A 20,990-nucleotide genomic window follows, 5' to 3' on the forward strand; every position below is an offset into this window, starting at 1 on the left:
CGAGATCGAAAGCCTATGAACATCACAACTCGCTCCAACGTACCGGGAGGCTCGCGCCTGGCTCGCGGACGCAACCTGCTGCTGCTGGCCGTGGCCGCCTCGCTGCTGGCCGGCTGCGCGGCCAAGGCGCCGCGCAACAGCGTCAAGCACATGGGTGAGGTGGACCGCGACACCCTGGAGCAGATGAGCCGCCAGCTGTCCGAGGAGTCGCGCAAGCTGGCGGAGAACCACGACCTGCTGCGCGAGCGCGTGGAGCGCATCGAGCCGCTGCCCGCGCTCGCCCCGCTGCCGCCGGCCTACGACCCGCTGGAGAACCAGGTGGTGTCGATCCGCATGTACGAGGCCGACGTGGGCCAGTTGCTGTGGGCGATGGCCGACCAGCTCGGCATGAACCTGCTGATGGACCCGCAGGTGGTCGCGGTGCAGAAGCGCGCCAACCTGCACATGAGCAACGTCTCGGCGCGCGAGGTGTTCCGCAACATCCTCGACGTCTTCGACCTGCACGGCGAGGTGCGCGGCAACACCCTGCAGGTCGGCCTGATGCAGGAACGGGTGTTCGACCTCGATTTCCTCAACACCCGGATGAACGTCAACATCGCCTCCGGCGGCAACGTGTTCGGCTCCAACCAGAGCGCCGGCGGCGACGGCGGCAGCGGGGGCGGCGGCTCCGAGGCGATCCGCGGCAACTTCTCGCTGTCCGGCGGCTCGGGCGACGACACCGGCGTGTTCCAGCAGCTCGAGAGCGCCCTCGAACGCATCCTCGGCGAAGGCGGCCAGGGCGGCCGGGCGGCGGAAGACGGCAGCGCCGCAGGCGCGCCGCGCAACCCGGAGCTGCAACCGCGCTACGCGCTCAACCCCACCACCGGCACCCTGTTCGTCAAGGCCCGCCCCTCGCAGGTCCGCTCGGTGGAGCAGATCGTCCAGCGCTACAAGTCGGTGCTCAGCCGCCAGGTGCTGATCGAGGCCCAGCTGCTCGACGTCGAGCTGTCCGACGGCTTCGAGTTCGGCGTGGACTGGAACCTGCTGCGCCGCTCGCTGGCCGCGACCTGGGGCAGTGGCGCGATCGAGCTGGGCGGCATGACCGCCCCGGCCTTCCCGAACAACTCGCGTCTGCCGCTGCCGGCGCAGATCACCCTGCCGGCGCTGTCCGCCGGGGGCGGCAACGCCGGCAGTCGCGGCGGCCTGCTGCTCGGCAACGACTCCTTCGCCATGGCGGTGAACATGCTGCGCAGCTTCGGCTCGGTGCGGGTGCTGTCCAATCCCAGCATCCGTGCGCGCAACGGCACCCCGGCCATGCTCAGCGTGGGCACCAACACCCGCTACGTCTCGCGCTCCACCGTCACCGTCACCAACCCGGGCGGCGGCGCGACCACGGCCTCGGCCGACGTCGAGACCGATGCGCTGTTCGCCGGCGTGGTGGTGGGCGTGGTGCCCTTCATCCGCGAGGAAGGCAGCGTGGAGCTGCTGGTGCACCCGATGCAGACCGACGTCGACCCGAACAGCCTCGCGCTGGTGGAGGTCGCCAAGACCGCCGACGGCAGCAGCAAGGTCACCCTGCCGGTGGTCAACTTCAAGGGCATGACCACCACGCTGAGCCTGCGCGACGGCGACACCGTGCTGCTCGGCGGCCTGATCGACCAGAAGACCAGCAACAACAACCGCGGCATCCCCGGCGCGGCCGACGTGCCCGGCCTGGGCAAGCTGTTCGGCCAGGAGGCGGATACCCACAAGAGCCGCGAGATGGTCATGATCCTGCGGGTGCGCGTGCTATGAGCATGATCTTCTCCGCCCTGCGCGAGATCGACAAACCCGGCGACCCGGCCGCAGTGCCGGCGCCGGCCATGGCCACGCCCGCACGCCGCAGCCTCGCCCCGTGGATTGCGGCCGGCGCCGTGCTGGCCGGCGGCGCGGGCGCCGCGGCCTACCTGTGGCTGCAGCAAACCCGCAGCGCCGAAGCGCACCTGGTTCAGACAGCACCCGCCCCTGTCGCCCGCATGACCACCGTGGCCGCAGAGCCCCCTGCCACGCCTGTCGCCGCTCCGGCCGCCGCGGTGCTGCCTGCCGAATCCCTTGCCCCGGTCGCGCTCGCCGAGCCCGCCGCCGCACCCGCAACGGAAAGCGAACCGCATGCCGACGCCGTGCCGGCGGCCGAGGCGCCGCCGGCAGCGCCGATGCCTGCCGCGCAGCCCGCCGCGCCACGGGACGAAGCGCCGAGCGCCGCAGCCGCCCCGGCAGCCCCGACCGCATCAACGGCACCCGCCGACACCGCCGCGGCGCGCCCCGCTCCACAGCGGGCGCCGGGCGCCATCCGCGTGTCCGCCGCGGCACCGGCCGACCAAGGCGCCAAGGACGCGCGCGTGGCCCTGCAGGTTCAAGCCTTCAATGCGGCGATGGCGGCCAGCCAGTTCGAAGCGGCCGGACAGGCCCTGGCGCAGCTCAAGCGCGATCTGCGCCCGGAGAGCATCACCCTGCTGCGCATGAGCGCCTGGCATGCGATGGCCACCGGCCAAGCCGAGCAGGCCCGCCTGCTGTACGGCGAGATCCTGCATCGCCTGCCCGGCGACGAGAACGCCGGCATCAACGCCGCCATCCTGGCATGGGACGCCGGCCGTCACGACACGGCACGCGAGATCATCGAGCGGCTGCGCCTGCATCACCCGGACTCCGAGCTGATCAAGCGCTACCGCAAGGCCATGCAGGGCAGCTGATGAGCGCACGGAACACCGCCGCACACCTGCAGGCGCTCGGGCTGGCGCGCAATCCCTTCCCCACCACGCCCGACGCCGAGGCCTATTTCCACACCGACCTGCTCGAGGCCGAGCTGGCCGAGGCGGTCCATTGCGTGAGCGAGCGCAAGGGCTTCGTGGTGGTCACCGGCGAGGTCGGCCTGGGCAAGAGCACGCTGGCGCGACGCATGATCGCCGCCCTGGAGGCCGACGGCTGCGCGGTGGCGCTGGTGCTCAACACCTTCCTGAACGAACGCGAACTGCTGCGCGAGATCAACCGCGACCTCGGCCTGGCCGACGGCGAGGACTTCGGCGCCAACCTCGCCACCCTCAACGCCTACCTGCTCGACCGCCAGCAGCAGGGCCTGACCACCGCGATCCTGATCGACGACGCGCAGAACCTCCGTCTGGAATGCCTGGAGCTGGTGCGCCTGCTGACCAATCTGGAGACCGGGCAGGAGAAGCTGGTGCAGATCGTCCTGATCGCCCAGCCGGAGCTGGAAGAGACCCTCGCGCAGCGCGAGATCCGCCAGCTCACCAGCCGCATCGTCAAGCATGTGCGCCTGTTGCCGCTGTCGCCAGCCGATGCCGTGCGCTACGTGGACCACCGCCTCAGCTTTGCCGGCGCGGCCGGGCGCATCGTCGTCACGCCGGCCGCGCATCGCGCGCTCTATCGCCACGCGCGCGGCAACCCGCGGCGCATGCACATCGTCCTCGACCGCTGCCTTTACGGCCTGGTGGCCCGACGCAGCCAGGTCGTCGACGAACCGCTGATCGATGCCGCGGCGCGCGAATCGGGCCTGCAGAACGGCACCGCCCCAGCCGCCCGCACCGGCCTGCGCGGCGCGTTGCTGCGCACCGCGGTCGGCCTCGCCGCGCTGGCCGGCATCGGCGCCGGCGCCGTGCTCGCGATGAACCGCGACGCCCCAAGCCCAAGGGCGGCAGGCGGCGACACGGCATTCGTCCACTCGTCCTTGCCGTCCCCGGCGCCCGCCTGCGTCGGCAAGCTGGCCGGCCGTCCGCTGCCCGTCATCGACGAACTGCTTGCCCGGCACGACTGGCAAGGCATCGAGGCGCTGCTGAGCAGCCAGGCCCCCGCGCTCGAACTGCTGGCCCTGCCCGCCGAACTGGCCGCCCGCCACACCGCCGATGCCGACCTGTGCGCGCTGAACGACGGCCCCATCGTGCGCCTGCTGTGGCGCCACGACTGGCCCGATCGCCGCCTGGGCTACGGCGAACGCGGCGCGGGCGCGCACCGCCTGCAGACCCGCCTCGCCGCCCACGGCTTCTACCAGGCCGAGGTGGATGGCGTTGTCGGCATCCAGACCACCTCCGCCCTGGCGCAGTTCCAGCGCAGCCGCGGACTCGCCCCCAGCGGGGTCGCAGACCCCCGCACGCTGTTCATGCTCGGCATCCCGCCCGGCATCCAGCCCGTCTCTCAGCAGGAAGCACACAATGGATAGACCGGTCATTCCCGCCTCCGCCACCTCGATGCTGCAGCCGACCGGCTCGATCCGCCTGGGCGACCTGCTGCGCGATCACGGGCTGCTCAGTCCGGTGCAGCTCGCCTACGCCCTGCAGAAGCAGCACATCGAGGGCCAGAAGCTGGGGAGCCTGCTGGTGCAGCACGGCCTCGCGCTGGAGTACGACGTCGCCAAGGTGCTCGCCGGCCAGCGGGGCACCGAGTTCGTCAAGGCCGACGACCTGCCGGCGCCCGACCATGCGGTGCTGGAGCTGTTCAACAACGAACTGTGCCTGGCGCACGGTTTTCTGCCGCTGCGCCGCCGCGGGCAGCATGTCGAGGTGCTGCTGGGCGACGGCGACCCGGCGGCGATCGCCGAGCTGGTCATGCGCCGCTGCGGCCTGCCCTGCCACTTCCTGCAGGGCGAGTTCACCCGGGTCGCCCAGCTGACCCGCCAGAGCTACTACTTCGCGCAGAACCCGGTGGAGGACTTGATCCGGCGCGAGATCAAGGTGCTCGGCGAGGACGTCGACCATGCCTACAGCCCGGAGCGCCTGCTCGACCTGCTGCTGCACCTGGCGGTACGCGAGCGCGCCACCGACGTGCACATCACCCCCTCGGCGACCAGCCTGCACGTGCTGCTACGCATCGACGGGGTGTTGCGCCCGATGCTGGCGCTGCCGCCGATGCTGGCGCGCATCCTGGTGTTCGTGAAGCTCACCGCCGAGATGGACATCTCCGAGCAGCGCCGCCCGCAGGACGGCAGCTTCCAGACCAGGGTGCTGGACATGCCCTACACCGTGCGGGTGTCGACCATCGTCACCGAGTACGGCGAACGCCTGGTGCTGCGCCTGCTGCCCGAACGCAGCGATCTCACCGGCCTGGCCCAGCTCGGCTTCCGCCCGGAAGACGTCGCGGTGCTCAAGCGCGTGTTCGAGCGCCCCGCCGGCCTGGTGCTGGTCACCGGCCCCACCGGCTCGGGCAAGAGCACCACGCTGCACGCCGCGCTGCGCCTGCAGTCGCTGATCGAGCGCAACGTGCTCACCGTGGAGGACCCGATCGAATACCGGGTGCCGGGCGCCGGGCAGACCGAGGTGAACCGTCGCGCCGGCTACGAGTTCAGCACCGCGCTGCGCCACTTCCTGCGCCACGACCCGGACGTGATGCTGATCGGCGAGATCCGCGACGGTGAAACCGCGCAGGCCGCCATCGAATCGGCGGCCACCGGCCACCTGGTGCTGTCCACCCTGCACGTATCCAGCGTGTTCGGCGTGGTGCCGCGCCTGCGCCCGCTGGGCCTGGACGCGCAGTCCATCGCCGACAACCTGGTGGCGGTGATCAACCAGCGCCTGGTACGCCGCAACTGCCCGGTGTGCAGCGTGCCGGTGGCACCCGACGCGGCCACCGCCGCCTGGCTGGCGGACTACCCCGATGCCGCCCCGCAGCGCGGTTGTGGCTGTGACACCTGCCGCGGCACCGGCTACCTGGGCCGCCTGCCGGCCTACGAGATCCTGCTGGTGGACCAGGCGCTGGCCAACGCGATTGCCGACGACCGCGGCCGCGAAGCCATCCACAAGCTGGCCCACGACAGCGGCTTCCGTCCGATGGTGGAGATGGCCAAGTGGATGGTGGCACAAGGCCGCACCACGCCCGAGGAAGTGCTGCGCGTGGTGGGTGAAGGCCCGGCCGGAGTCCAGTCATGAACACCTACTACTACCGCCTGCTGAACGAGGAAGGGCGGGTGAAGAGCGGCTTCCTGCGGCTCGCGGTGGAGCGCGACTTCTCCGCCCGGCTATGGCTGGAGCGCCGCCACGGCGGGGTGGTGCTCTCCCTGCTGCGCCTGCCCGGCTTCCTCGGCGACGTGAAGAGCGGCCTGTTGCGCCGGCCGATGCGCCCGGAAGACCTCGGCGGCTTCCTGCGCGACCTGGCGATCATGACCGGCGCCGGCGTGCCGATGCTCGACTCGCTGCGCGCCATCGCCGAAGAAGGCGAGTTCTCCGGGCAGAGGCGCATCGCCGGCATCGCCCGGGCGCTGCTCGACGACCTGGATGCCGGCGCCTCGGTGAGCGAATCCTTCGCCCGCCATCCCGACATCTTCCCGGAGACCGTGCGCAACCTGGTGGCGATCGGCGACGAAACCGGCGCCATGGACCGCATGCTGATGGAGGCGGCCGAGCACATCGAGCGCCTCGGCAACATGGCGCGCGACGCCAGGCGCGCGCTGATCTACCCGGCCTTCGTGTTCACCGCGATCATCGGCGCGGCGCTGTTCTGGATTCTCTATGTCATTCCGCACCTGAGCGGCCTGTTCACCCAAATGCGGGTGGAACTGCCCGCCATCACCGTGGCGGTGCTCGGCCTGTCCGAATGGCTCACCGCGCATCTCAGCCTGGCGATCTGGCTGGTGGCCGGCGGCGTGCTGCTGGTATGGCTGGCGATCCGCGAGAGCGGACGCTTCCGCCACGCCCTGTTCGCCCTGGCGCACCGGCTGCCGGTGGCACGGGTGATCGTGCGCTCGTCCGGCATGGCCTTCATCACCGAACACCTCGCGCTGCTGATCATCGCCGGCCTGGACATGGTGCGCAGCCTCGCCGTGCTCGAGCGCTCGATCGGCGACGAGTTCTACCGCAGCAAGATCGCCGAGGTGAAGCGCGTGGTCGAGCGCGGCGAACGCCTGGCCGCGGCGATGCGCCAGGTCGGCGGCTTCCCCGCGATGGCGGTGCGGATGATCTCGGTGGGCGAGGAAACCGGTTCGCTCGACCAGCAGCTGCGCCACCTCGCCGCCGAGTACCGCGCGCGCCTGGACCACGTGGTCGAGTCGCTCGCCGAGATCATCAAGCCGGCGGTGATCCTGTTCGCCGGCGGCATCTTCCTGTTGATGGTGGTCGCGCTGCTGCTGCCGGTCTATGACCTGGTGCGCCAGGCAGTGACCTCCCCGATGATGTGAGGACCGCATGAGGACTTCGCACCCCACCCCGCGCACCACCCAGCGCGGCATGTCGCTGTGGGACACCCTGTTGCTGCTCGGCGCGGTGGCAGGCCTGCTGGTGGCCGGTTTCGTGCTCAACGAGTCGTCCGGCGCGCTGCGCCGCGCCGACGACAATCGCGCCTTCCTCGACTGGGCCGATCATCGCCTGCTGGCCTTTGCCGCCACCCGCGGCCGCCTGCCCTGCCCGGACACCGACGGCGACGGCCTGGAGAACTGCGCCGCCGGCGCCCAGAAAGGCTGGCTGCCGCTCGCCACCCTGGCGCTCGGCGCCGACGCCCCGCTCACCGGGCCGATCCGCCTGCGCTACGCGGTGTACCGCCAGGGCGGCACCCTGGACCAGGCCACCGGCCCGGCCAACGACTTCGAGCCGCTGGCCGACGACGACGGCAACCTCACTGCCGCGCGCAGCCTCGGCAACACCAGCGGGGTGGACTTCTGCTTCCGGCTCTCGGCGGCGATCCATGCCACCCCAACCACCGCGGCCGCCCATGTGCTGACCGGCGGCGCGCCCGCCAACGTCGCCTACGCGCTGGCGGCGAGCGGTGCCGGACGCGGCGTGGCCGGCAGCTTCGGCGGAGCGAACGCCGGCGACACCCCGGCGATGGAGCTGCCCTCGCGGACCCCGGATGGCGATTACGGCGACACGGTGCTGGTGCGCACCCTGCCGGAACTGTCCGACGCGCTGGGCTGCGCCGCCGCCATGGCCTCGCTGAACGCCATGTCGCTGATCGTCGAAGTGGTCGCCGAGGTCGACGACATGAAGACCTGGACCACGCTGAGCGCCGCGATCAACGCGGCGATGTCCGGGGTCAAGATCGGCGTGGCGCTCATCAAGGCTGCGCTGTCCGGCTACCTGATCGCCTCCGCGTCGGCCACGCTGGCGACGGCCAGCGCGGAGTTGAGCGCGGCGATCGCCTCCTGCGCGGTCCTGGTCGGCTGCGCGCTGATTCCGACCGCGGCCGCGGCGGTTGCCTCCGCCGCCGCCGCGATCGTGTCCGGTGCGGCAGCGCTCGCCCTCAACATCGCCTCCATCGTCCCGATGACCGTCGCCCTGGGCCTGGGGATCGCGGCTGCGGTCAGGGCCGGCGCCGAAGTCGCCGCCACCGGCATCGACCTGAGCGATTCCCTGGCGGACATGGCGGCCGAGCGCGATCGCGCCTGGACCGAAGCGCATGCCGCACGCTTCGAAGCCCAACAGGCGCGTGCGCAGGCCTCCCTGGCACTGCCGGCGGTCAACAACCGCTACGACGCCTTGTTCCAGATCGCCGAGGACGCGAACGGCGAAGACCCGCTGAGCGACAGCGACCGCGCGCTCATCGAGAACGCCGCGACCAAGGCGCGCGCACTGGTCGAGGCTGAACTGCAGGAGGGTGTCGCAGAGGGCAACTACGACTCGGCCCTCGGTGAGTACGCGGCGAAACTGATCGAAGTGCAGGAGGCCCGCATCGAAGTCGCGGCGGACCCGAACAACACGGCCAAGACCGACCACCTAGCCGCAATGGAGGCCGAGTTGCTTGCCGCCGAGAACGCACGTGACGCTGCTTATGCGGAGATGCTCGACGCGCGCGAGCGGACGACCACCGCCCGCAATGCGCACAACGAAGCGGCAAGTGCGGCCGCGGATGCCTTCGGCGGGCTGTCGGCCGGCATCCACAACTACTACCTCGCCTACCGGAACTGGCGCGGCCTGGACTACGTTGCCGCGGAACGCGAATCGCTGGCGGACGCCAAGGAGGAAGCCGCGCGCGGCATGGACGAGGTCTACGATCAGATCGCCGACAGCATCGCCAATCCCGACAACGGGACCAGCGGCGGCGGCACCCCGGTGTGGACCGGGGCTGCCGGCGTGCTTCAGGCTGCCGATCAGCGCGGCACCGGACAGCTGGTGACACCATGAGCGCACGAACCGTGAAACGCACGCGCCCGGCCCATGCCGCCCGCGGCTTCTCGCTGGTGGAGATGGCTGTCGTGCTGGCCATCCTCGGCACCATAGGCCTCGCCATGTGGCGGCTGCTGCCGGTCGCGGGTCAGGCCGCCAGCTCCGCCAGCGGACCTGCGGCACTGCTCACCCGCGCGGAACAGGCAGTCACCGGCTTCGCCCGCCTGCATGGCCGCCTCCCCTGCCCCGACACCGCCGGCAACGGTCTGGAGAACTGCGCCAGCCCCGCGCAAACCGGCTGGTTGCCGGCGCGCTCGCTGGGCATCGTGCTGCCACAGCGCCTGCGCTACGGGGTCAGCCGGCAGAACACCGGAGGCGTCAACCTGACCGCCGCACAGGCGCGCTTCACGCCCGACTGGCCCGACGGCAGCAGTGGCACCGCGCTCAACGGCCTGGACCTGTGCGCCGGACTGCGCAGCGCGGCCCGCGCGCCCGGCGCCAGCGCCCTCGTCGGCGCGCCGGGCGGGGTGCCGCTGGCTTTCGCGCTCGCGCATCCGGGCGCAATCGATGCGGACGGTGACGGCAATCCCTTCGACGGCGCCAACACCGGCGCGGGCACCATCGCCGACCCATCGACCGCCCACTCGACCGCCTACGACGATCTCACCCGCACGGTCGGCTTCGGCCGCCTGGCGGCCGGCCTGGGCTGCGTGGAGAAGCTCTCCGCCGCGCACGCGGCACATCGCAGCGCCTGGGCGGACCACGACCACTACCGCATCGCCCTGGCCTACGAGCAGTTCCGCCGCTTCGGCGTCAACGTGCGCACCATGAACCGCGACATGGCGATCGCCAACGTCACCATCGCCGGGATCGACCTGATCATGACCACCGCCACCTCGGCGATGTCGGTGTCGATCGCGGTGAGCGCGGCCGGCTCCGCCGCCCCGGCGGTGGCCGCGGCCGCCATCGCCCTGACCGCGGCCACCGCCAACGTCGGGGTGGCCAGCTACAACCTGGCCAGCGCCGAGGCGGCCCTGGGCAAGGCGAACCGCCAGTACGGCGCCGCGATCGCCTACCGCAGCGACGTCGCCGAGCCTCAGGCCGCGGCCTCGCTCGCTCGCGCCCGTACCCTTGATCAGCGAGGTCTGCAATGAAACCTGTGCCGCGCGGCATGACACTCGTCGAACTGGCCGTCGTCCTCGCGGTGGTCGGCGTGTTCGCCCTGCTCATCGTGCAGTTGTCGGCGCGCCAGGTGGCCCAGCGCGACAGCGAGGCCGCCGACGCCATGCTGGCCGACGCACACAACGCGGTGCTGGGTTTCGTCTTCGCCCACGACCGCCTGCCCTGCCCCGACACCAGCGGCGACGGCAACGAAAACTGCGGCGCAGAGGTCGGCCGGCTGCCCTGGCGCAGCCTGGGCCTGCCCGCCTCGGCCGGCCCTGCGGTGCGCTACGGCGTCTACCACGGCGCCGTCAGCCTGAGCAGCCCGACCGCCCGCCTCGAAACCCTGACCCTGCTCGGTTCCGCACTGGTGGCCAGCCATCTGCCGCCCGCGGCGAGCGGCCGCGGCCTCGACCTGTGCGCCTCGCTGCGCGCCGCGGCAAGCGCCCCGGAAGCAGAACGCCTGCGTATCGTTCAGGCGGACGGCAGCACGCTGCCCGCCGCCTTTGCCCTGGCTCACGGCCTGGGCAGCGACGCCGATGGCAACGGCAGCTTCTTCGACGCCAGCCACGGCGGCGCCGATCCGGTCTTCGAGGCCCCCTCGCGCGCGCAGGACACCAACTACCGCGACCGCAGCGTGGCGATGGGTTTCGACGCCCTGTGGGGCCGGCTCTCCTGCGGCGAGACCTATGCCAGCGCCGGGCACGCCCACCCCAACCATGCCGCCTCCGCGGCCATGCTGGCGCAAGCCTGGACCGACTACGCGACCCAGCTCGACATCAAGCACGACATCGCCAAGGCCTCGATGGCCAGCGCATCGGCCGCACCGCTGATCGCCGCCGGCGGCGCCGCCAAGAGCGTCGGCGACACGCTGCACAAGATCGCCCAGACCCTGCTCAGCAAGGGCACGCTGGGGCCGGCGCTGATGCCGCTGGCGGCCGCCGGTGCGATCGCCAGCGCGGCCGCCATCGTCGCCTCGGCGGGCAGCCCGATCGCCGCAGCGATCGCCCTGGCCGAAGCCGAACGGGTTGCCGGAGAAGCACAGAGCATCGTCGCCGGCTCGGCCGGCGGATACCTTCACCCGGCCAGCTTGCGCGCCGGAATCCGCAACAACGCCAGCGCGGCACACGCCGCCGGCCTGTTCGACCAGCCGGTCGGCCTTGTCCCCTGAACGTTTCCAGGATACGCCAGCACATGAATCGCCCCGTCATTCGCCGCTTTCACGGCCACCGGCCCGAGCGCGGCTTCACCCTCGTCGAGTTGTCCATCGTGCTGGTCATCATCGGCATCATCCTTGGCGCAGTCACCATCGGTCGGGACGTGCAGCGCGGCGCCGCCAACCAGCGCATCGCCACCGAGTTCGTGCAGGGCTGGGCGATCGCCTTCGACGCCTTCGCCAACGGCAGCGGGCGGGTGCCGGGCGACCCGGCCGCCAATCCGACCGGCCTGGTCAACGGCGCGCTGGACACTCCCTTGTGCGGTGCGAACCTGCGCACCGAGATGCAGGCCGCGGGCGTCGCGATGCCCGCCGGACGCGCCGAAGGCAGCGAGGATCTGGCGGTATACCTGGACGCCAACGGCAATCCGCGCCAGCTTGAGGTGTGTTTTGCCGCCCGGAGCTGGTCCGAGCCCGGCGCGGCGCCCGGCACCTACCTGGTACGCAACCGCAACGTGATGGAGCTGCGCGGTCTCACCCCGGCGCTCGCGAACATGCTGGACAACCAGCTCGACGGCAAGCTGGATGCACGCTTCGGCCGCCTGCGCGAAAACACCCGGGCCGCCGCCACCGGCACCGCCAGCGTGGCCTGGAGCGCCGCCCAGCCCGGCCGGGACGAGGCCCAGGCTCCGACGATGACCGCTTACCTGCGGATGTCGCGCTGACCCCCAGCGCACACGCATCGCGGAGACCGGCACGACAACGAACCACCGGATGACGAAGGTATTGCATTTGCCTGATGGCATAGCCTGCATATAATGCACCGGTGTTTTGCACAAGTTTGCATTTCTCGCCCGAGAGGCGCGCGAGCACTGCATTTCATCGGACGTTCCCGGTTCGCGGGAGGTCGCTCCGCACATCCTGCCCGGCGTACCGTCCCCTATGACCAAAGCGCAAGACCCGACGATATCGAGCGATCCCCTGTACGTGGCGCTGCTCGGCCCCGGGCGCATCACCCAGGGGCCGCACGAGCTCACCTCCGGCATCAAGTACCGGCGCACCCTGGCCCTGCTCGCCTATCTGATGATCGAGCGCAATGCGCACCATAGCCGGGACCATCTCGCCGACCTGCTGTGGCCGCGGCTGCCGCTCGAGGCCGCACGCGCCAACCTGCGGCAAGTACTGGGCAACCTTGCGCGCCTGACCCCGGATGCCGCCACCCGGTTTCCGGGACTGGAAGTCACACGTTACACCGTGGCCATGTCGGACCACCCCGCCGTCCGCCTCGATCTCGGGTGGCTGGAGCTGTCCCCGCAGCAGATCTGCCAAGGCTGCGTCGAGCGGACCTGCGCGCTGACCCTGCCGGACGGCAGCCTGCCCCCGGGAATCGGGCAGGATCTGCTGGCCGGATTCGCGCTCAGCGGTGCCGACGGTTTCGAGGAATGGCTGGAAGGGCAGCGCCTCTTCTACCGCCATCGCAGCGTCGATCTGCTGCGCCGTTTGACCGAATGTGCGGAGAACACCCTGCGGCCCGAGCTGGCGCTCGACCTGGCACGCCGCCTGGAGATGCTCGACCCGCTCGACGAACCCAACCAGCGTAGCCTGATGCGCGCGCTGGCCATGACGGGCCGGCCCGATCGCGCGCTGCAGCAGTTCGACACCTTCGCCAAGCGCATCGAGCGCGAACTCGGCGTCACCCCGGACGCGGAGACCTGCCGTCTGCGCGCCGACATCGCCGAAGGCGCGATCAGCCCGGCCGAACAGCCCGGCGAGCGCACGGACGAGCAGCTGGCGAGCGCGCGTCACGACGAGCACCGCATGCTCACGGTGATGTGCTGCGAGTGTGTCGCCCCCTTGCACGATCTGGAAAACAACGTGGCGCGCAACCGTGCGCTCCGCCTCCAGGCGATCGAATGCCTGGCCGGCTATGGCGGGCATGTGGTCTCGGCACCGGGCAAGGCCCTGATGGCCTACTTCGGCTGGCCGCGTGCGCGCGATTCGGCCCAGGCCGACGCACTGCGCGCCGCGCTCGCGGTGCAACGGCGCTTTGCCAGCGTTGCGCAGGTGCGCGCCGGCCTGCATTGCGGGCACACCATCAGCGGCGAGAATCCCGACGAGCTGGGCGAACTGAGCGAAGCCGCAATGCAGCTGCGCCTGCTGGCGCTGGACGGCGAGGTGCTCGCGAGCGCGGCCATGATGGCCGTGGCCGGCGACCGCTTCGAGTACGAGCCCGTCGTCGCCGTCGAGCAGGTGTCGATGCCCTCACTCGGCACCGTCCACCGCGTGCGCTCGGAGCGCACGCCGCCGCCGCTGGCCGAGTCGGACCGCGACGTGATGATCGGCCGCAGCACCGAACTCGGCGAGTTGCTCGCGCATTGGGAGGAAACCCGCCGCCACCATGGGCGGCTGGTCCTGGTGAGCGGCGAGCCGGGGATAGGCAAGTCCACCCTGGCGGCCCATTTCGCCCGCTACGTGGCCGACACCGGGGGGGCGATCCGCGCCTTCACCTGCCGCCCCGAGCTGCGCCTGTCACCGCTCGCCCCGCTGGCCGGCATGTTCGAGGCGCGCTGCGGCATCGGGCCGGACGATCCGCCGGCGACCCGCCGGCAGAAGCTGCGCGACTTCCTCCAGCGCGACTGGAGCGACCGCGCCGACGAGGCCTTCCCGCTGCTGACCGACCTCCTCGACCCCGATGCGGACGCCATCCACAACAAGGAGGGGCTGTTCCGCCTGATCCTCGGCATGTTCGCCAGCCTGGGCAAACGCAGCCCCCTGCTGCTGGTGCTCGAGGACGCGCACTGGGCCGACGCGGCGACGCTGGAGTTCCTCGACCGCCTGAAGCTGACCGACCTGCCGATCATGGCGCTGACGGTCAGCCGCGAGGAGGGTTCGCTCTTCGACAGCGTGCCCCACGCCGCACGGATCGCGCTCGGGCCGCTGGCGGACACCTCGGCGCTGGCGCTGCTGCAGTCGCTGCCGGCGACCTCCGCCGTTCCGGCCGAGCAGTTGAACGAGCTGGCCCGCCGGGCCGGCGGGATTCCCCTCTACCTGCGCGAACTGGCGGCCCTTGCCGGCGAACTGGAGGGTGGCGGCGACCTGGCCGGCATTCCGGACACCCTGCAGGCCGTCCTGCGCCAGCGGATCGACAGCACCGGCGACGACGCCACCGTTCTGTGCGCGGCATCGGTGATCGGCCAGCAGTTCGACCTCGACCTCCTGAACGAGATCGTCGGCCGGCAGGAACTCCTGCACGCCGCATTGCAGCGCCTTGCGACAGCAGGCTTGCTGATTGCCGAACGGGACGGACGCTTCCGCTTCTCGCACGCCCTAGTGCGCGATGCCGCCTATCAGTCGATGACCCGGCTGCGCCGCAACGCCCTGCATCTGCGGGTGGCCACCGCGCTGTCGGCGATCTTCCCCAAGATCGCCGAGACCCGCCCCGAAGTAGTCGCATGGCACTGTACTGCGGGGGGAGACCCGCGCCATGGCCTGTTCTGGTGGGAGAAGGCCGGCAGACTTGCCGGGCGCCGGCAGGCGGCTGCGGACGCGGTGGGTCACTATCGCAACGCGCTCGACCTCGTCGAAGCCCACCCGCAGCTCACCGACGCCGCCGGCCGCCTGGCGCTGATGTTCGATCTGGGCGATGCGCTGATCCTCTCGGAAGGTTTCGGCTCGCTGAACGCCCGCCGGCTGATGGAGCAGGCACTCGCCATCGCCACCGAAGCCGGCGACCAGGGCGCGCGCTTCATGGCATTGGCGAGGATGTACCAGAGCGACAGCTCGCACAGCGAGCATGCCCGCGGCCTGGACACCGCCTTCACCCTGGAGGCGGAGGCGCGGACCAACCGCGAACGCATGTTCGCCCTGTTCGCGCTGGGCAATTCCAACTTCTGGCGCGGCAACTTCGACGCCAGCCGGGATGCGCTCGAGCGCCTTCATGTGCTCGCCGAGAGCGCTCCGTCCACCGAACGCAACTGGTTCGGCGGGCGCTCCTGGCACGGTGGCGACGACGTGGCCGTCACCGGCCAGTCCTTCCTCGGGCTGGCGCTGTGGTTCCTCGGCGACACGCCCCGCGCGGCAAGCGTGATGGCCAACGCGCGCCGCCTCGGCGCCCTGTGCGGCAACGAGCATTCGCACTGTTTTGCGCTGGCCTTCTCCGCCTTGCTGGAACGCTACCGCGGCAACCCGCAGGACACCGGCCGCTATGCGGTGCAGACCCGGGAGCTGGCCGAACGCCACGGATTCGCCTTGTGGATAGGCGTGGGCGTCCTGCTGGATGCGTGGGCCAAGGCACAGCAAGGCCAGCTGGAGGACGCCGGGCTGCTCGAAAAGGGAAGCGCCGTGATCAACTCGGCCTATCGCGGCGGCGGAGTCACCGTCATGTCGATCGCGGTCGAGGCCCTGCTGGCGCTACACCGCCCCGCAGACGCATCGGAACTGGCCGACCGCGCCCTGCTCGCAGCGGAGGAGCTCGCGGAACAGTACTTCGTCGCGGAACTGCTCCGTCTCAAGGGCGAGGCGCTGCTGCGGATCGATCCGGTCCGCCATCGCGAGCAGGCGGAACGGTATTTCCACCAGGCCATCGCCCTGTCCCTGAGACAGAACGCCAGGGCGCTGACCGAGCGCGCACGGCACAGTCTCACGCGTTTGTCGCCGGGCGGACAGGCGGCCCCGGAGCGCAGGCACGACACGCAGGACGCAAGCGCCGACGCAGGGTAAACTGCGGCGGTTTCATCCGCCCACCGGACCCGCACATGGCCATCCAGCAAATCTCCCACCCCCTCGTCCGCCACAAGATCGGCCTGATGCGCGAAGCGGACATCAGCACCAAGAAGTTCCGCGAGCTGACCGCCGAACTGGCCCGTCTGCTGGCCTACGAGGCGTGCAAGGATTTTCCGCTGGAGAAGGTCACCCTCGCCGGTTGGGCCGGGCCGGTGGAGGTGGAGCAGATCAAGGGCAAGAAGGTCACCGTGGTGCCCATCCTGCGTGCCGGCCTGGGCATGCTGGACGGCGTGCTGGACATGATCCCGAGCGCCAAGGTGAGCGTGGTGGGCATCGCGCGCGACGAGGAAACCCTGCAGCCGGCGCCCTACTTCGAGAAGTTCGTCGGCCACCTGGGCGAGCGCATGGCGCTGATCATCGACCCCATGCTGGCCACCGGCGGCTCGCTGGCGGCCACCTGCGACATGCTCAAACGCAAGGGCTGCGCGCAGATCCGCGCCTTGGTGCTGGTGGCCGCGCCGGAGGGCATCGCCCTGATGGCCGAGCGCCACCCGGACGTGGACATCTACACCGCCAGCATCGACAGCCACCTCAACGAGCAGGGCTACATCATCCCCGGGCTGGGCGATGCCGGCGACAAGATCTTCGGCACCAAGCACAACTGATCACCCGCAACACCCGCATCCCACCTGCAGCACGAAGTACCCACAAAACACCAACAAATGATCGCCCGCGAGGGCGAACGGAGAACAAGCATGCGAGAAATTCCGATCCAGGGAGGCGAGCCGCTCTGGCGGCAGGCGGTCGCCGGCGGCCAGATCCTTTTCGTGGCCTTCGGCGCGCTGGTGCTGGTACCCCTGCTCACCGGCCTCAACCCAAGCATGGCCCTGCTGGGCGCCGGTGTCGGCACCTTGCTGTTCCAGCTCGTCACCAAGCGCCAGGTGCCGATCTTCCTCGGCTCCAGCTTCGCCTTCATCGCCCCCATCGTGTACAGCATGCAGACCTGGGGTCTGTCGGCCACCATGGGGGCGCTGGCCTGCGTCAGCCTGGTGTACTTCGTGTTCTCCGGCCTGGTGTGGAAGCATGGCGCGGAGATCGTGCACCGCTTCATGCCGCCGGTGGTGATCGGCCCGATCATCATGATCATCGGCCTGTCGCTCGCCGCGGTGGCGGTGAACATGGCGATGGGACGCACCGGCGACGGCTCGGCGGAACTGGTGCCCTACCGCACCGCGCTGGTGGTCGCCGCGGTGTCCTTCGGCACCACGGTGGCGGTGGCGGTGTTCGCGCGCGGCTTCCTGCGCCTGGTGCCCATCCTCGCCGGCGTCGCGGCCGGCTACGTGGCGGCTACCGCCTTCGGCCTGGTGGAGTTCTCCAAGGTGCACAGCTCGCCCTGGTTTGCCATGCCCAGCTTCGTGGCCCCGAGCTTCGAGTGGGCGGCCATCCTGTTCATGCTGCCGGTGGCCCTGGCGCCGGCCATCGAGCACGTCGGCGACGTGGTGGCGATCGGCGGCGTGACCGGCAAGGACTACACCGAGAAGCCCGGCCTGCACCGCACGCTGGCCGGCGACGGCCTGGGCGTGCTGTTCGCCGGCCTGGTCGGCGGGCCGCCGGTCACCACCTACTCGGAAGTCACCGGCGCGGTCACGCTGACCAGGAACTACAATCCGGCGATCATGACCTGGGCCGCGGTGTTCGCCATCGCCATGGCCTTCGTCGGCAAGTTCAACGCCTTCCTGCAGTCCATTCCGGTGCCGGTGATGGGCGGCATCATGATGCTGCTGTTCGGTTCGGTGGCCAGCGTGGGTCTGAAGACGCTGATCAGCGCGCGCACCGACCTGGACGAGCCGCGCAACCTGGTCATCGTCTCGTCGATCCTGGTGTTCGGCATCGGCGGGCTGGCGCTCAACTTCGACGGCCTCACGCTGCAGGGCGTGAGCCTGTGCGGCATCGTCGCGGTGCTGCTCAACCTCGTCCTGCCGAAGCGCCGCGCCAGCGCCTGAGCAAGGACCCGACCAGCGGCAGGGCGGCGCCCATGAGCGGCGCCGCCCTGCCGCTGCCCACGCGGCGGTATAGCGCCCAGCCCAGCCACGCACGACGCGCCACGCGCAGCGCCAGCCGGGGCTTCCACAGCACCACGATGACGGCGGCCGCGGAGAACAGCGGTACCTGTTCGCGCGCCCAGGCGAGGTTGTCGCGGACACGGTCCACCGTGTCCAGCGCGCCCTCGAAACCCTGCAGGCGGCGCAGCATGTCGTCGCGCTGGGTTTCCGCACGAAACTGCAGCTGCTGCTTGCGCAGCGCGAACTCCACCAGACGGGGGTTCATTCGCGGCGGATCGCGGCGCGGTCGCGCGCCAGCTCGGCCAGGCTGGCGGCAAACAGGCGGCTGCCGCGCCGCAGTTCGCGCGCGGCATTGCTGGCGGTGAGCAGCCCGCCGCCGATGAACACGGCGGTGGCCAGCCCGAGCGCCAGCAGGCGGTGTTCCTCCCAGAACAGCACGGTCAGGAAGAGCGCCAGGAAGACCAGGCCGAAACCCAGCAGCAGCGCGCACAGCACGACGTTCAGCACCAGGCCGGTGAGGCGCAGCTTCTCTTCCTGCACCTCCACGGCCAGCAGCTCCAGCCGGGTCTGCGCGGTAGCCAGCCCGCTGTCCAGGAAGCCGCGCAGGCTGTCGGCCAGGCGCGGCTTGCGCGATTCGCCCATTGCCGCGCTCAGCGCCGACCCGCGAGCATGCCGATCAGGAAGGCTACCCCGGCGGCGATGCCGACCGACTGCCAGGGATTGGCATGCACGTAGTCGTCGGTGGCGTGCGCCATCTGGCGGGTCTTCTCGCGCAAGGCATGCTCGGCGTCGGCGAGTTGGTCCTTGGCAAGGCTCAGGCGGTCGCCGAGGCGACCGCGCACCTCGCCCAGCTTGTCACCCGCCTGGCCGGCGGTCAGCTTGAGCAATTCCTCGCTGTCGGCCACGATGGCCTTCAGGTCGGCCAGCAGTTTCTCCCTGGAAGCATGATTCTGTTCGGCAGCAGTCGGCATGATGGACTCCTTTGGATGACAGGTCGTTCGGGCCTGGACGGGTGGCTCCCGGCGCGGCATGCGCCGGAGCGGTACTCTAGATCAGGCTATACGCCCGGCAGGCGGATGGCAAATCCGCACCCGCCGGGCATGCGGCAATCGGCACGGACGGCCGACGACCCGTGCTATAAACCCCGTTAGACGACAGGGTTGAGCCGGCCGGGCTCTTCCCCTTGCCCGGGCGGCCCGTGCACAGACCATACGGAGTATCGATGAGCACGCTTTTCCCGACGCCCTTTCACGCCGTCGGTTGCGACGAATGCCGGAACGCCCCGGCGCTGGGCTTCGAATTCACCATGGCCTTCCAGCCCATCGTGGACGTCGAGGGCGGGCCGGTTTTCGCCTACGAGGCGCTGGTGCGCGGGCCCGATGGCGAAGGCGCGGGCACCGTGCTCGCCCGGGTCGACGACCGCAACCGCTACCGCTTCGACCAGGCCTGCCGGGTCAAGGCCATCGAGCTTGCCGCCTCGCTCGGCCTGCACGACATGGACGGCTGCCGGCTGAGCATCAACTTCCTGCCCAACGCCATCTACCGCCCCGAGACCTGCATCCGCTCCACCCTGGAAGCCTGTTCGCGCTTCGGCCTTCCCTCGGACCGGCTGATGTTCGAGGTCACCGAGGGCGAGCGGGTGAGCGATTCGGCCCACCTGATCCGCATCTTCAGCGACTACCGCAAGCGCGGCTTCATCACCGCGATCGACGATTTCGGCGCCGGCTACGCCGGCCTCAACCTGCTGGCCACCTTCCAGCCCCATGTGCTCAAGCTGGACATGGAGCTCACCCGCGACATCGACAGCAGCCCGGCCAAGCAGGCCATCGTCGCCGGCATCGCGCTGTCCGCCGAGCGTCTGGGCATCACCCTGATCGGCGAAGGCATCGAGAGCGCGGCCGAGCGCGACACCCTGCGCGACTTCGGGGTGCGCTACCAGCAGGGCTACCTGTTCGCCCGCCCGGCCGTCGAAGCGCTGCCCCGCCCCTGAGGCGGCCCCAGCCGCGCAGCGCCGGCCACTACAGCTGGAAGGCGTAGTCCACCGTCAGCGGCGCGTGATCGCTGAAGCGCTCGTCCTTGTAGATTGCCGCGGCCCGTGCGCTGTCGGCCAGCGCCGGGGTGGCGATGTGGTAGTCGATGCGCCAGCCCACGTTCTTCGCCCAGGCCTGGCCGCGGTTGGACCACCAGGTGTAGCTCTCGCCGGTGGCCTCCGGGTGCAGGCGGCGGAACACGTCCACCCAGTCCTGTTCGTCCAGCAGACGGCTGAGCCAGGCGCGCTCCTCGGGCAGAAAGCCGGAATTCTTCTGGTTGCTCTTCCAGTTCTTCAGGTCGATCTCCTTGTGGGCGATGTTCCAGTCGCCGCAGATCACCACCTCGCGCCCGGCGGCGCGCAGTTCGGCCAGGTGCGGGAAGAAGCGCTCCATGAAGCCGAACTTGGCCTGCTGGCGTTCCTCCGAACTGGAGCCGGAGGGCAGGTAGAGCGAGATCACCGACAGCCCCGGATAGTCGAGCTGCAGGTAGCGCCCCTCGGCATCGATGTCGGCAATGCCCAGGCCCTCGACCACGCGCTCCGGCTCGTGGCGGGTGTAGATGCCGACCCCGCTGTAGCCCTTTTTCTCGGCGTAATGAAAATGGCCGGTATGTTCGCCCGGGCTGCGCATGGCGTCGCTCAGGTCCGCGGCCTGGGCCTTCAGCTCCTGCAGGCAGACGAAGTCGGCGTCCTGGCGGGCGAGCCAGTCGAGAAAGCCCTTGTTGCAGGCCGAACGGATGCCGTTGAGGTTGGCTGAGATGATGCGTAACATGGGCGGAGTCCCGGAAAATGATCAGCATTGC

The 20,990-nt window shown here is 70.5% G+C and carries 17 protein-coding genes; 13 read left to right on the top strand and 4 right to left on the bottom strand.

Annotation, left to right across the window (positions count from 1 at the left end; translation table 11 throughout):
• The first annotated feature begins 15 nt into the window (after positions 1-15).
• The 12 genes from mshL (at position 16) to IAI53_RS12230 (ending at position 18,098) form a co-directional block, all read left to right on the top strand.
• Positions 16-1,773, top strand: a complete 1,758-nt coding sequence (gene mshL, locus IAI53_RS12175; RefSeq protein ID WP_187718462.1) for a pilus (MSHA type) biogenesis protein MshL — start codon at positions 16-18, stop codon at positions 1,771-1,773.
• Positions 1,770-2,708, top strand: coding sequence for a tetratricopeptide repeat protein (locus IAI53_RS12180; protein WP_187718463.1), 939 nt, complete (start codon positions 1,770-1,772; stop codon positions 2,706-2,708). The genes mshL and IAI53_RS12180 overlap by 4 nt, the downstream gene beginning before the upstream one ends.
• On the top strand, positions 2,708-4,189 hold the full coding sequence (locus tag IAI53_RS12185; protein WP_187718464.1) for an ExeA family protein: 1,482 nt from the start codon (positions 2,708-2,710) through the stop codon (positions 4,187-4,189). The genes IAI53_RS12180 and IAI53_RS12185 overlap by 1 nt, the downstream gene beginning before the upstream one ends.
• Complete coding sequence (locus IAI53_RS12190) at positions 4,182-5,891, top strand: GspE/PulE family protein (protein WP_222948287.1); 1,710 nt, start codon at positions 4,182-4,184, stop codon at positions 5,889-5,891. Before IAI53_RS12185 ends, IAI53_RS12190 begins: the two co-directional genes overlap by 8 nt.
• Positions 5,888-7,135, top strand: a complete 1,248-nt coding sequence (locus tag IAI53_RS12195) for a type II secretion system F family protein (RefSeq protein WP_187718465.1) — start codon at positions 5,888-5,890, stop codon at positions 7,133-7,135. Before IAI53_RS12190 ends, IAI53_RS12195 begins: the two co-directional genes overlap by 4 nt.
• A 7-nt stretch (positions 7,136-7,142) precedes the next feature.
• On the top strand, positions 7,143-9,074 hold the full coding sequence (locus IAI53_RS12200) for a hypothetical protein (RefSeq protein WP_187718466.1): 1,932 nt from the start codon (positions 7,143-7,145) through the stop codon (positions 9,072-9,074).
• Positions 9,071-10,210 carry a type II secretion system protein gene (locus IAI53_RS12205; protein WP_187718467.1) on the top strand — a complete coding sequence of 380 codons (1,140 nt, stop codon included), beginning with the start codon at positions 9,071-9,073 and terminating at the stop codon, positions 10,208-10,210. The genes IAI53_RS12200 and IAI53_RS12205 overlap by 4 nt, the downstream gene beginning before the upstream one ends.
• Positions 10,207-11,388: a prepilin-type N-terminal cleavage/methylation domain-containing protein gene (locus tag IAI53_RS12210; protein ID WP_187718468.1), complete on the top strand. Its 1,182-nt coding sequence runs from the start codon at positions 10,207-10,209 to the stop codon at positions 11,386-11,388. The genes IAI53_RS12205 and IAI53_RS12210 overlap by 4 nt, the downstream gene beginning before the upstream one ends.
• Before the next feature lie 23 nt (positions 11,389-11,411).
• Entirely contained in the window at positions 11,412-12,098 is a 687-nt protein-coding gene (locus IAI53_RS12215; protein ID WP_187718469.1) for a prepilin-type N-terminal cleavage/methylation domain-containing protein, read from the top strand.
• 217 nt (positions 12,099-12,315) lie between these two features.
• Positions 12,316-16,092 (top strand): AfsR/SARP family transcriptional regulator, encoded by a 3,777-nt coding sequence (locus tag IAI53_RS12220; protein ID WP_187718470.1) that lies wholly within the window; start codon positions 12,316-12,318, stop codon positions 16,090-16,092.
• Between the two features lie 35 nt (positions 16,093-16,127).
• A complete protein-coding gene (gene upp, locus IAI53_RS12225; RefSeq protein ID WP_187718471.1) occupies positions 16,128-16,760 on the top strand; it encodes a uracil phosphoribosyltransferase in 633 nt (210 codons plus the stop codon).
• 90 nt (positions 16,761-16,850) lie between these two features.
• A complete protein-coding gene (locus IAI53_RS12230; RefSeq protein ID WP_187718472.1) occupies positions 16,851-18,098 on the top strand; it encodes a uracil-xanthine permease family protein in 1,248 nt (415 codons plus the stop codon).
• On the opposite strand, the gene IAI53_RS12235 is transcribed toward IAI53_RS12230, so the two are convergent.
• The 3 genes from IAI53_RS12235 to IAI53_RS12245 are packed head-to-tail and all read right to left on the bottom strand — an operon-like array spanning position 18,061 to position 19,129.
• Positions 18,061-18,423, bottom strand: coding sequence for a YqjK-like family protein (locus IAI53_RS12235; protein WP_187718473.1), 363 nt, complete (start codon positions 18,421-18,423; stop codon positions 18,061-18,063). The two genes, IAI53_RS12230 and IAI53_RS12235, sit on opposite strands and share 38 nt — an antisense overlap.
• A complete protein-coding gene (locus tag IAI53_RS12240) occupies positions 18,420-18,800 on the bottom strand; it encodes a phage holin family protein (RefSeq protein ID WP_187718474.1) in 381 nt (126 codons plus the stop codon). Before IAI53_RS12240 ends, IAI53_RS12235 begins: the two co-directional genes overlap by 4 nt.
• Positions 18,801-18,808: 8 nt before the next feature.
• Positions 18,809-19,129: an ElaB/YgaM/YqjD family protein gene (locus IAI53_RS12245; RefSeq protein ID WP_187718475.1), complete on the bottom strand. Its 321-nt coding sequence runs from the start codon at positions 19,127-19,129 to the stop codon at positions 18,809-18,811.
• Between the two features lie 251 nt (positions 19,130-19,380).
• On the opposite strand from IAI53_RS12245, the gene IAI53_RS12250 reads away from it, so the two are divergent.
• Positions 19,381-20,148 carry an EAL domain-containing protein gene (locus IAI53_RS12250; protein WP_187718476.1) on the top strand — a complete coding sequence of 256 codons (768 nt, stop codon included), beginning with the start codon at positions 19,381-19,383 and terminating at the stop codon, positions 20,146-20,148.
• A gap of 28 nt (positions 20,149-20,176) precedes the next feature.
• Here IAI53_RS12250 and IAI53_RS12255 read toward each other — a convergent pair whose 3' ends face one another.
• Positions 20,177-20,959, bottom strand: coding sequence for an exodeoxyribonuclease III (locus IAI53_RS12255; protein ID WP_187718477.1), 783 nt, complete (start codon positions 20,957-20,959; stop codon positions 20,177-20,179).
• Positions 20,960-20,990: the final 31 nt, after the last annotated feature.

The organism is Thauera sedimentorum (genome assembly GCF_014489115.1).
Taxonomy (GTDB): domain Bacteria; phylum Pseudomonadota; class Gammaproteobacteria; order Burkholderiales; family Rhodocyclaceae; genus Pseudothauera; species Pseudothauera sedimentorum.

Coding starts and splice junctions, on each gene's coding strand:
- IAI53_RS12180 (WP_187718463.1), top strand. CDS start 1,770: ATGAGCATGATCTTCTCCGCCCTGCGCGAGATCGACAAACCCGGCGAC.
- IAI53_RS12215 (WP_187718469.1), top strand. CDS start 11,412: ATGAATCGCCCCGTCATTCGCCGCTTTCACGGCCACCGGCCCGAGCGC.
- IAI53_RS12220 (WP_187718470.1), top strand. CDS start 12,316: ATGACCAAAGCGCAAGACCCGACGATATCGAGCGATCCCCTGTACGTG.
- IAI53_RS12235 (WP_187718473.1), bottom strand. CDS start 18,423: ATGAACCCCCGTCTGGTGGAGTTCGCGCTGCGCAAGCAGCAGCTGCAG.
- mshL (WP_187718462.1), top strand. CDS start 16: ATGAACATCACAACTCGCTCCAACGTACCGGGAGGCTCGCGCCTGGCT.
- IAI53_RS12185 (WP_187718464.1), top strand. CDS start 2,708: ATGAGCGCACGGAACACCGCCGCACACCTGCAGGCGCTCGGGCTGGCG.
- IAI53_RS12200 (WP_187718466.1), top strand. CDS start 7,143: ATGAGGACTTCGCACCCCACCCCGCGCACCACCCAGCGCGGCATGTCG.
- IAI53_RS12240 (WP_187718474.1), bottom strand. CDS start 18,800: ATGGGCGAATCGCGCAAGCCGCGCCTGGCCGACAGCCTGCGCGGCTTC.
- upp (WP_187718471.1), top strand. CDS start 16,128: ATGGCCATCCAGCAAATCTCCCACCCCCTCGTCCGCCACAAGATCGGC.
- IAI53_RS12210 (WP_187718468.1), top strand. CDS start 10,207: ATGAAACCTGTGCCGCGCGGCATGACACTCGTCGAACTGGCCGTCGTC.
- IAI53_RS12245 (WP_187718475.1), bottom strand. CDS start 19,129: ATGCCGACTGCTGCCGAACAGAATCATGCTTCCAGGGAGAAACTGCTG.
- IAI53_RS12205 (WP_187718467.1), top strand. CDS start 9,071: ATGAGCGCACGAACCGTGAAACGCACGCGCCCGGCCCATGCCGCCCGC.
- IAI53_RS12250 (WP_187718476.1), top strand. CDS start 19,381: ATGAGCACGCTTTTCCCGACGCCCTTTCACGCCGTCGGTTGCGACGAA.
- IAI53_RS12255 (WP_187718477.1), bottom strand. CDS start 20,959: ATGTTACGCATCATCTCAGCCAACCTCAACGGCATCCGTTCGGCCTGC.
- IAI53_RS12230 (WP_187718472.1), top strand. CDS start 16,851: ATGCGAGAAATTCCGATCCAGGGAGGCGAGCCGCTCTGGCGGCAGGCG.
- IAI53_RS12190 (WP_222948287.1), top strand. CDS start 4,182: ATGGATAGACCGGTCATTCCCGCCTCCGCCACCTCGATGCTGCAGCCG.
- IAI53_RS12195 (WP_187718465.1), top strand. CDS start 5,888: ATGAACACCTACTACTACCGCCTGCTGAACGAGGAAGGGCGGGTGAAG.